The sequence below is a fragment of the Streptomyces caniscabiei genome (assembly GCF_014930365.1).
In the GTDB taxonomy this organism is placed as follows: domain Bacteria; phylum Actinomycetota; class Actinomycetes; order Streptomycetales; family Streptomycetaceae; genus Streptomyces; species Streptomyces caniscabiei.
This window is the reverse complement of record NZ_JABXWI010000049.1, coordinates 1-4,553: the sequence shown is the minus strand read 5'-3', so window position 1 is coordinate 4,553 and position 4,553 is coordinate 1. Positions and strand designations below refer to the sequence as shown.

At 65.8% G+C, this 4,553-nt stretch carries 4 protein-coding genes; 3 read left to right on the top strand and 1 reads right to left on the bottom strand.

Annotated features, from left to right (window positions below):
- Nucleotides 1-650: 650 nt before the first annotated feature.
- A complete protein-coding gene (locus HW837_RS47860) occupies nt 651-1,676 on the bottom strand; it encodes an XRE family transcriptional regulator (RefSeq protein ID WP_193383053.1) in 1,026 nt (341 codons plus the stop codon).
- A 216-nt stretch (nt 1,677-1,892) separates the two neighbouring features.
- On the opposite strand from HW837_RS47860, the gene HW837_RS47855 reads away from it, so the two are divergent.
- From HW837_RS47855 to HW837_RS47845, 3 genes are read left to right on the top strand one after another with little or no spacing between them, the layout of a single operon-like run.
- Nucleotides 1,893-2,840, top strand: coding sequence for a CBASS cGAMP-activated phospholipase (locus HW837_RS47855; RefSeq protein WP_196790475.1), 948 nt, complete (start codon nt 1,893-1,895; stop codon nt 2,838-2,840).
- Between the two features lies 1 nt (nt 2,841).
- The gene (locus tag HW837_RS47850; RefSeq protein WP_313895682.1) at nt 2,842-4,011 is read left to right on the top strand and encodes a cyclic GMP-AMP synthase DncV-like nucleotidyltransferase; all 1,170 of its coding nucleotides are present in this window, start codon (nt 2,842-2,844) and stop codon (nt 4,009-4,011) included.
- The gene (locus tag HW837_RS47845) at nt 3,983-4,414 is read left to right on the top strand and encodes a type II CBASS E2 protein (protein ID WP_193383054.1); all 432 of its coding nucleotides are present in this window, start codon (nt 3,983-3,985) and stop codon (nt 4,412-4,414) included. The genes HW837_RS47850 and HW837_RS47845 overlap by 29 nt, the downstream gene beginning before the upstream one ends.
- The last annotated feature ends 139 nt before the right edge of the window (nt 4,415-4,553 follow it).

Genomic DNA, 4,553 nt, shown 5'->3' with positions numbered 1-4,553 from the left:
AGCATCCTGCAAGGCATCGCGACGGGCGCCTACCTCCTCAACCCGAGCGTCAGCACCACCTACGCGAACGACTCGATCCACAACTCTTGACAATTACTCCTGTAGGACTGCGGTGAGCATCTACTGCCTGCCTCGACGATGCTCAAGCGCGTGGAAGCCCAGCCCAGTTGTGTATGGCCTAGGCTCCGGCCAGAGCCGCCGTCGGCACCCGAACCCGGGACCTACGCATTACGAGACCGTGAGCGTTCGTGTTGCGTGGTGCCCTTACCCCACTGTTGTGCGTGGCCGGGACAGGATCGCGGCTGTCGTCGCCCGTACTGGTCTCGTCGAGGTCCTTGTGCCTTCCCCGAAAGGGCCCGAGGCGGATACGGTCCGGATCTGGCTCGACTCACTGGACGACGAGGCGGTTGTGGAGCGAGCCGTTCGTCTGGGAGCTGTGCGCGACCAACCGCATGAACTGGTCGAGGCGTGCCGCGAGCTGATCGCCGAAGCCCTCAGCCCAAGGAGCGGACTTCCGAGCCCTCTCGCACAAACAGCGGCGAGGGGCAGTAACCAATAGCGGGCCACAGCGCGGAGATCCCGACGCCCTTGCGTGGGGGACAGCATGACTCGGCTGTGTTCAGACCTATTGCACGTACGAGCCAGTGTCCTCATGCCGCTGACGCGCTCTGGAGACTTTCTACGAGCTGGGACGGCAGGATGGCCCGCGCCGGGGCGCTGTCGGCAGAGGCAAGGTAGGCGAGGAGCCTTGTCGGCTGCTCCGGCCTACCAAGAGGGACCGGTTCGACGCGGCGCCATCCCCGGGCAGACGCCGCCTTAATGGCGGTCAAGTAGGTGTTCTCGCTCATGCACCCCAGGGTCCGGGCGCGCATGAGCAGAGCGGCCAGGGACACCTGCCACTGCCGTTTGAGCGCGAATAGGGTCGGCCAGTCGACAGTGGTCGGCAGTTGGTCGTGGATGTCTTCGGCGGGCATGAGGAAGGCCGCCGCGAACTGGTGGGCCTGGGTCTCGACCTCCTTTACGCCCCAGATCTGCTCGCCGTGCAGCACTAGGTGGGCGAGTTCGTGTGCACTGTCGAAGCGGGACCGGGCTCGGTCGTTCTTGTCGGTACCCAGGACGACGACCGGATGGTCAGGAAAGGGCAGGGAGAAGGCGTCGACATCCGTGTTATCGAGGGGGAGACGGATCACCGCGACACCACGCGTCTCAAGAAGTCCAACGACGTCGGAGACCGGTCCGGAAGGCAGTCCCCACATCTTCCGTACCCGAGCCGCAGCCTCTTCGACCTCCGTCCGTTCCGCCTGCAGTCCGCTCACGGGGAGCCTCGGCACGTCGCCGGCGCAGAACCGCTGCGCGGATGAGGCGTGGACGACCAGGTCGTGAGCGACATGAGCGATGGCTCGCGCCCGGCGGCGGTCGGACACCGAGGTCCGGCGCAGCGACCGGAAGAAGCCCTCATGGCTTTCGACCATCGCTTCGTGGAAGAACTCCTGGGGCACCCCAAGTACCGAGGCCAGGACACTGCTCGTATCCGGGCTGGGTCGTGCCGCGCCGCCCTCAAACTGGCTGATCGCGGCAGGAGTGAGCCCGCTCGCGCGGGCGAGCTGCGTCTGGCTCAACCCTGCCAGTTCGCGGGCGGTCCGCAGCCGAGAGCGCTCGAACGCCTGCGTGCTCATCTTTCCCCTTGCCTGGCCTGCCTGACTTTGATCTCCACATCTTGGCGGAACACAGAAACCACGCACGCTCCAGGGTGCGTGGCCAACACAAACCTTACGACTTCCGCGTGGAAACACGCACGGAAACACATGCTGTGATAATAAGTACTCTCGATAGTGGAGATCCGGCTGCGCCAGGCGGAGCTTCCTCGAACCCATGGCGCGGGGGCGGTTGAAGTGACGGAGCGTTTCCAGATTCTGGCCCTCGACGGCGGTGGCTTCCGCGGCATGTTCTCCGCTGCGGTCCTAGCTCGCCTCGAAGAGGATCTCGGTGTCCGCATCGCCGACCACTTCGACCTGATCGCCGGCACCTCGACAGGCGGGATCATCGCGCTGGGCCTCGGACTCGGGCTGTCCCCGCAGCAGATCCTGGAGTTCTACACCGAGCATGGGCCGCGCATCTTCCGGGACCGTAGCCGCCTGCGGGGCCTGAAGCACCTGATGCGCGCGAAGTACAGCGCGGAGCCGCTGCGCGCGGCCCTCACCGAAGTCTTCGGCGAACGAACCTTCGGAGAGAGCACCAAACGCCTGGTCATCACCTCCTACAACGTCGCCGCCGACGACGTCTACCTCTTCCGGACCCCGCATCTGCCCGGCCTCAAGCGCGACTGGCGCGAGAAGGCCGTCAACGTCGCGTTGGCCACCTCTGCCGCGCCGACCTACCTGCCCGGGATGCCTCTGGATGGAGCACGGCTCGTCGACGGCGGCGTCTGGGCGAACAACCCGGCCATGGTCGCGCTGACCGAGGCCGTGGGCCCCCTGTCTGTGCCCCTCGACACGATCCGGGTGTTCAGCCTCGGGACCACGACCGACGTCCGCCACCGCCACCGCCGTCTCGACCGCGGCGGTCTGCTGCCCTGGGCCCGCGACGCGGTCGAGGTCCTCATGCGGGCACAGAGCGAGAGCGCCGCGAAGCAGGTCCGCCACTTCGTCGGCAAAGACGACGTGCTCCGTCTCAACCCGACGGTGCCCACCGGCGCCCTCGCTCTGGACGACGTGGACACCACAACCCTTTCGGGATGGGCCGGGCATGTCAGCCGCGACGTCTCCCCGGCCGTCCACCGCGCTTTCTGCGATCACCTCGCGCCGGCTTTCGTCCCCCTCCACTCTGCTCGTAAGGAATGACGTGAACGCGTACCACCAGACGCAGGACAGCACCGACTCCGCCGAACAGATGCTTTCCATGCTGCTCGACGGCGCTGTGGAAGTCCTCGACATCGCCCCCGACCTCCACGACACCGCGATCGAGCGGTACGGAGAGGTCGGAACCTGGCTCGCGGAGAACGGCAGCCCCGGATGGGAGATCCACTCCCAGGGCTCCTTCCTCCTCGGCACCGTGGTCCGCCCCAACACCGAGACCGGCGAGTACGACATCGACCTCGTCTGTCGACTCCCTCTGCAACGGGACAGCACAACGAAAGAGGAACTCAAGCAGCGAGTGGGTGACCAGTTGGTGGCCTACCGGCGCTGGAAGCAGCGCCAAGGCCACACCGACGGCCCCGAAAGCCTCGAAGCCCGCCGCCGCTGCTGGACCCTCGGGTACCCCGGCTTCCACCTCGACGTCCTGCCCGCCATCCCTGACGAAAAACACCCTCCCACCGGCATCCTCCTGACGGACAAGAAGCTCCATAAGTGGCAGCACAGCAATCCCCTCGGCTACGCGGACTGGTTCCGCGCCCGCTCGGAACTCTCCCGCGCCCTCCTCGAAAAGCGGCTCGTCGCCAGCGTCGCGAAGGTCCCCGAACACCACATCCGCAGCACCCTGCAGCGACTCGTACAGATCCTCAAGTGGCACTGCATGCTCTTCTTCGCCGAGGACACCGACAATCGACCGCCGTCCATCCTCCTGACCACGCTCGCCAGCCGCGCCTACCGCGGCGAGGACGACCTGTTCACCGCCGTACGCAACGTGCTCGCCGCCATGCCCCAATTCATCAAGCAGCGCGACGGCCAGTGGTGGGTTCCCAACCCCGCCCACGAAGAGGAAAACTTCACCGACAAGTGGAACGAATACCCTGAGCGGCGCCAGGCCTTCCTCGCCTGGTTCGACGAGATCACCACCATCATGGACAACCTGGCCCTGACGGAGTCCAAAGGGCTGGACGTGGTCTACTCCCAGCTCATCAAGTCCTTCGCACCGGACCCTGTGATGCGATCCTTCGCGCGCTACGGGGCCCGTATGAAGGCTTCTACCAGTCAGAGGATGGGGGGCACCGGGCTGCTCTCCACAACCGCCACAGGTCCCCGCAGGAAACCAAACAACTTCTATGGTCAGCATCCCGGCGCGCGCGGTTAACCTCGGCCGCCAGCTGGCCGCGATCAAAGCAGTCGTCTCCAATGCCCAAGGGACCGTACGGGGCGGTGAACTCCTCTGCACGCTCACCCTGCAGCCGACCCTCGTGAGCAGGAACTACACGGTGCGGATCGTCTACCGCCACCGGCGCAGGCCACGCGTCACCGTCACCGACCCGCCCCTGGCACTGCATCCGGACGCCACAGCACTCCCACATGTCTACTCCGACGGCGATCTGTGCCTGCATCTGCCCGGGGAGTGGCAGGAACACATGTTCCTCGCGGACACGATCCTGCCGTGGACCTCGGCATGGCTTCTGCACTACGAACTCTGGCTGGTCCTTGGCCACTGGACCGGCACAGGCGACGAACACGCAGTACCGTCACCCGCGAACCGGATCCGATAAGCGATTCACGACCGGGGACCACACCTCAACGTCGCTTCCCTGCTGGGTGATCGTTTAGGATCCGGGGCTTGTGGCTCGTGATCATGTGGTGGGGATGGCTTCCCGGAACGGATACGGATTGGCGCGTTGACGCGGACGT